Consider the following 4,415-nt stretch of genomic DNA (forward strand, 5'->3'; position numbering starts at 1 on the left):
TCGGGGCCGTCCTGGTGCTGGGCAACGCGGACGAGGGCCCGGCCAGGGCCTCGTCGTCCGGTGAACGCGGCGGGCCCGGGGAGGACGGCGCGCCGGGTGAGGAGGACGCGCCGGAGAACCCCGAGGAGATCACCGAGGGGCCGGTGGCGGACCCGGCCAACGGCATCAGCCTTCCGCTGCCGGACGGCTGGACGGGTTCCTCGCACGAGGCGGGGGCGCAGATCGGCGTCGACGAGACGTACCCGTGCCCGGGCAACCCGGCCGAGAACTGCACGCCGGGCGGCGCCTACTCGCTGGCTGCGGAAGGGCTGGGGCTGCACGGTCCCGCCGAGGCGGTGGCCCGTGCGGACATCGCCGCCAACGTGGAGGACTCCTACGGCGGGGACACGTACGGCTCCATCACCTCGCACAAGGAACTGGAGGCCGGTCCGGTGACGGTGGCCGGGCAGAAGGGCTACCGGGTCCGCTGGTCGGCGGTGACCGAGGAGGGACCGGACGGGATCGTGGAGTCCCTGGCGTTCCCCTCGCCCGCCGACCCGAAGCGGATGGTCGTGGTCCGGTTCGGTGTGGACAAGGGCGAGGACCTGTCGGTGATCGGGAAGATCACCGAAGGCATCGAGAAGTCCGAGCTGGGCGCCGCGCCGGGGTCCGGCAAGGAGGTCTGAGCGACGGCACGGAGGCCGGTTCCGCCCCCTGGGGTGCGGAACCGGCCTTTTTCGCGGGCCTTCGCGCGCGTTCGCGGGTGATCGCGGGTGATCGCGTGCGCCCGGGCGGACGGCTCGGCAGGTGCGGCGGACACCGCGGGGACGGCAGGCGCGGGGAGCGCTGAACCGCCCGGTCATCGGAGCCGTGTTCCCGGGTGGGGCGGACCCCCCGATGACCGCCCCCACGAAGTGTCAACAATTTCGTCAGCCAAGCCATTGACCTCGACCGTGGCGGGATCTACCGTCACGCAGCAAGCGTGCCCCCACCGCGCGGCGGAACCCGGTTGCGCCGCTCCGCGCCCACCTCCCCTCCTTCGTTCTCCCGCACAGGAGTAGCCATGCGTCGCCTGCTCGCCGGAATAGCCACCGGCGCCCTCCTGCTCACCGCGACGGCCTGTGGCTCGTCCGACGATCCGTCGGACAAGAGCTCGTCGTCCGGCGGTGTCACCACCGTCAAGGTCGGCGTCATCCCGATCGTCGACGTCGCGCCCCTCCATCTCGGCCAGGAGAAGGGCATCTTCGGCAAGCACGGGCTGAAGCTGGAGATGACCCCCGCCCAGGGCGGCGCCGCGATCGTGCCCGGAGTGGTCAGCAACCAGTTCCAGTTCGGCTTCTCCAACATGGCGTCGCTGATGATCGCCCAGTCCAACGGCGTGCCCGTCCAGGCCGTCGTCAACGGCGTCGCCACCACCGGCGAGAAGGGCAAGGACTTCGGCGGGCTGGTGGTCAAGGGCGACAGCGGCATCACGTCGGCCAAGGACCTGGAGGGCAGGAAGGTCGCGGTCAACACCCTGAAGAACATCAACGACACCACCGTGCGCGAGTCGGTGCGCGAGGCGGGCGGCGACCCGTCCAAGGTGACGTTCGTCGAGATCGCCTTCGACCAGATGCCGGCCGCCCTGGACTCGGGCGAGATCGACGGCGCCATGGCCGTGGAGCCCGCGCTGACCACCGCGAAGAGCCAGGGCGCGGTGGAGGTGGCCTCCTCCTACGTCGACGTGTCGGACAAGCTGACCGTCGCCATGTACTTCACCTCGGCGCAGTACGCGCAGCAGAACCCCGAAGTGGTCGAGAAGTTCGAGGCGGCCACCAAGGAGGCCCTGGCCTACGCGGACGGCCACCCCGACGAGGTGCGCGAGATCCTGACCACCTACACCAAGATCCCCGCCGACCTGCTGCCCCGGCTGACGCTGCCCAAGTGGCCGGCCGAGGTGGACCGCGGCTCGATCGAGACGCTCCGCGACCTCGGCGAGAAGGACGGGCTGTACACCAGGACCCCGGACCTGGACGCGCTGCTGCCGTGAAGCACCTGAACCTTGCCCTGGGCGCGGCCGGGCTCGCGGTCTTCCTCGCCGCCGGCGAGGCGGTGCCGCGACTCGGCCTCGTCAAGGAGGCGTACTTCCCCCCGGTGAGCACGATCGCCGGAGCCCTCGCGCGGGAGGTCTCGGACCCCGCCTTCTGGACCGCGCTCGGCGACACCCTGACGGGCTGGGCCGTCGGCCTGGCCCTGGCGGTGGCCGGCGGGCTGCTGGCGGGCGTCCTCCTCTCGGTGGTGCCCCACCTGCGGGAGGCCACCGCCTCGACCGTCGAGTTCCTCCGGCCGATCCCCTCGGTCGCCCTGATCCCGCTGGCCGTGCTGCTCTACGGGACCGACCTGCGGTCGGTGCTGCTGCTGGTGGTGTACGCCGCCTTCTGGCAGATCCTGATCCAGGTCCTCTACGGCATCCAGGACGTCGACCCGGTGGCCGAGGCGACCGCCCGCAGTTACGGGCTGGGCACCCTCGCCCGGGTGCGGTACGTGCTGTGGCCGACCGCGCTGCCCTATGTGATGACCGGGGTGCGGCTGGCCGCGGCGGTGGCGCTGATCCTCTCGGTCACCGCCGAACTCGTCATCGGCGCGCCGGGCCTGGGCGCCCGGATCGCCGTCGCCCAGACCTCTCAGGCGGTGCCGGAGATGTACGCGCTGATCGTGGTGACCGGCCTGCTGGGCCTGCTGATCAATGTGGGCGCGCGCACGGTGGAGCGCCGTGCGCTGGCCTGGCACCAGTCCGTGCGCGGGGAGGTGGCGGTATGACCGGGCCGTTCCGCGTCCTGCGGCGCCTGCTCCTCGTCGTCGCGCTGCCGGCCGTGCTGCTCACGGTCTGGTGGTTCGCCTCGGCCGGCAGCACCGACGTGTACTGGCCGCCGCTGGAGACCGTCGTGGCCGCCTTCCCCGAGGTGTGGGACGGCGACCGGATCCGGGCCGACCTGCTGCCCAGCCTCTGGCGGCTGCTGTCCGGATACGCGCTCGCCGCCGTGGTGGGCGTGGCGCTGGGCACCCTGATCGGCTCGTACCGGAAGGTGCGCGCCTTCTGCGAGCCGGTGCTGGAGTTCCTGCGCGCGGTGCCACCGCCGGTGCTGGTACCGGTGATCATGCTCTTCGCCGGGATCGGCGACGGGATGAAGATCGTGGTGATCGCGGTGGGCTGCGTGTGGCCCGTCCTGCTCAACACGGTCGAGGGGGTGCGCGCGGTGGACCCGGTGATGACCGAGACCGCCCGCTGCTACGGCGTCGGCGGCGCGGCCCGGCTGCGCCACCTGGTGCTGCCGTCGGCGAGCCCGCAGATCTTCGCGGGCCTGCGGCAGTCGCTGTCGATCGGCATCATCCTGATGGTGATCAGCGAGATGTTCGCCGCGAGCAACGGACTGGGCTTCGCCATCGTCCAGTTCCAGCGCGGGTTCGCGATCCCCGGCATGTGGACCGGCATCCTGGTCCTCGGCCTGCTCGGTTTCCTTCTCTCCGTCGTCTTCCAGCTGGTCGAGCGGCGGGTGCTGTCCTGGTACCACGGACTGCGCAACTCCTCCCGGCGGTCGCCGTGACCGGTGCGGTGAACGACACGACTGCGAAAGGGCGTTCCATGCTCGACGTGCGCGGGCTGCGCAAGGTCTACGAGGGGTCCGGGCGCACGGTGGAGGCCGTGCGCGACCTGACCTTCTCGGTGGCCGCCGGTGAACTCGTCTGCCTGGTGGGGCCGTCGGGCTGCGGCAAGACGACCCTGCTGAAGTGCATGAGCGGCCTGCTCGCTCCCACCGGCGGCGAGGTCCTGCTGGAGGGCCGCCGGGTGACCGGTCCGCCACCCGGCATGGCCTTCGTCTTCCAGGAGTACGGCCGCAGCCTCTTCCCCTGGATGCGGGTCGGCCAGAACGTGGAACTGCCGCTGAAACAGAAGGGGATGGCCAAGGAGCGGCGCCGGGCGCTGGTGGCCGACGCACTGGAGTCGGTCGGTCTGGCGGACGCGGCGAAGGCCTACCCGTGGCAGCTGTCCGGCGGCATGCAGCAGCGCGTGGCGATCGCCAGGGCGCTGGCCTACGAGCCGCAGGTGCTGCTGATGGACGAGCCGTTCGCGGCGGTCGACGCGCAGACCAGGGCCGACCTCGAGGACCTGGTGCGCCGGCTGTGGCGCGAGCGCGGGATCACCGTCCTGTTCGTCACCCACGACATCGACGAGGCGGTGTACCTGGGCGAGCGGGTGGTCGTGCTGTCGGCCTCTCCGACCGTGGTCCAGGAGGAGCTGGTCGTCGATCTCCCCGTGGAGCGCGACCAGTTGCACACGAGGGTGCAGCCGAGGTTCGCCGAGCTGCGGACCCGGGTCTACGAGCAGATCCAGGCAGCGAAGCGGGGATCGGCGTCCGCGGCGCCCGGGGCGCCGGGGACGGGCGTGGGGAAGGAGT

General features: G+C 71.7%; 5 protein-coding genes. All 5 read left to right on the top strand.

What is annotated here, in order from left to right; translation table 11 throughout:
- The coding region (locus tag HW445_RS19700) for a hypothetical protein (protein ID WP_180222311.1) at positions 1 to 665 on the top strand (665 nt) is incomplete at its 5' end.
- 377 nt (positions 666 to 1,042) lie between these two features.
- Complete coding sequence (locus HW445_RS19705; RefSeq protein ID WP_180222312.1) at positions 1,043 to 2,008, top strand: ABC transporter substrate-binding protein; 966 nt, start codon at positions 1,043 to 1,045, stop codon at positions 2,006 to 2,008.
- Entirely contained in the window at positions 2,005 to 2,778 is a 774-nt protein-coding gene (locus HW445_RS19710; RefSeq protein WP_180222313.1) for an ABC transporter permease, read from the top strand. The genes HW445_RS19705 and HW445_RS19710 overlap by 4 nt, the downstream gene beginning before the upstream one ends.
- Entirely contained in the window at positions 2,775 to 3,563 is a 789-nt protein-coding gene (locus HW445_RS19715) for an ABC transporter permease (RefSeq protein ID WP_180222314.1), read from the top strand. Before HW445_RS19710 ends, HW445_RS19715 begins: the two co-directional genes overlap by 4 nt.
- A 38-nt stretch (positions 3,564 to 3,601) precedes the next feature.
- On the top strand, positions 3,602 to 4,415 hold an 814-nt coding region (locus tag HW445_RS19720; protein ID WP_180222315.1), incomplete at its 3' end, for an ABC transporter ATP-binding protein.

It is taken from the genome of Streptomyces sp. UH6, from assembly GCF_013421635.1.
GTDB lineage: Bacteria > Actinomycetota > Actinomycetes > Streptomycetales > Streptomycetaceae > Streptomyces > Streptomyces abyssomicinicus.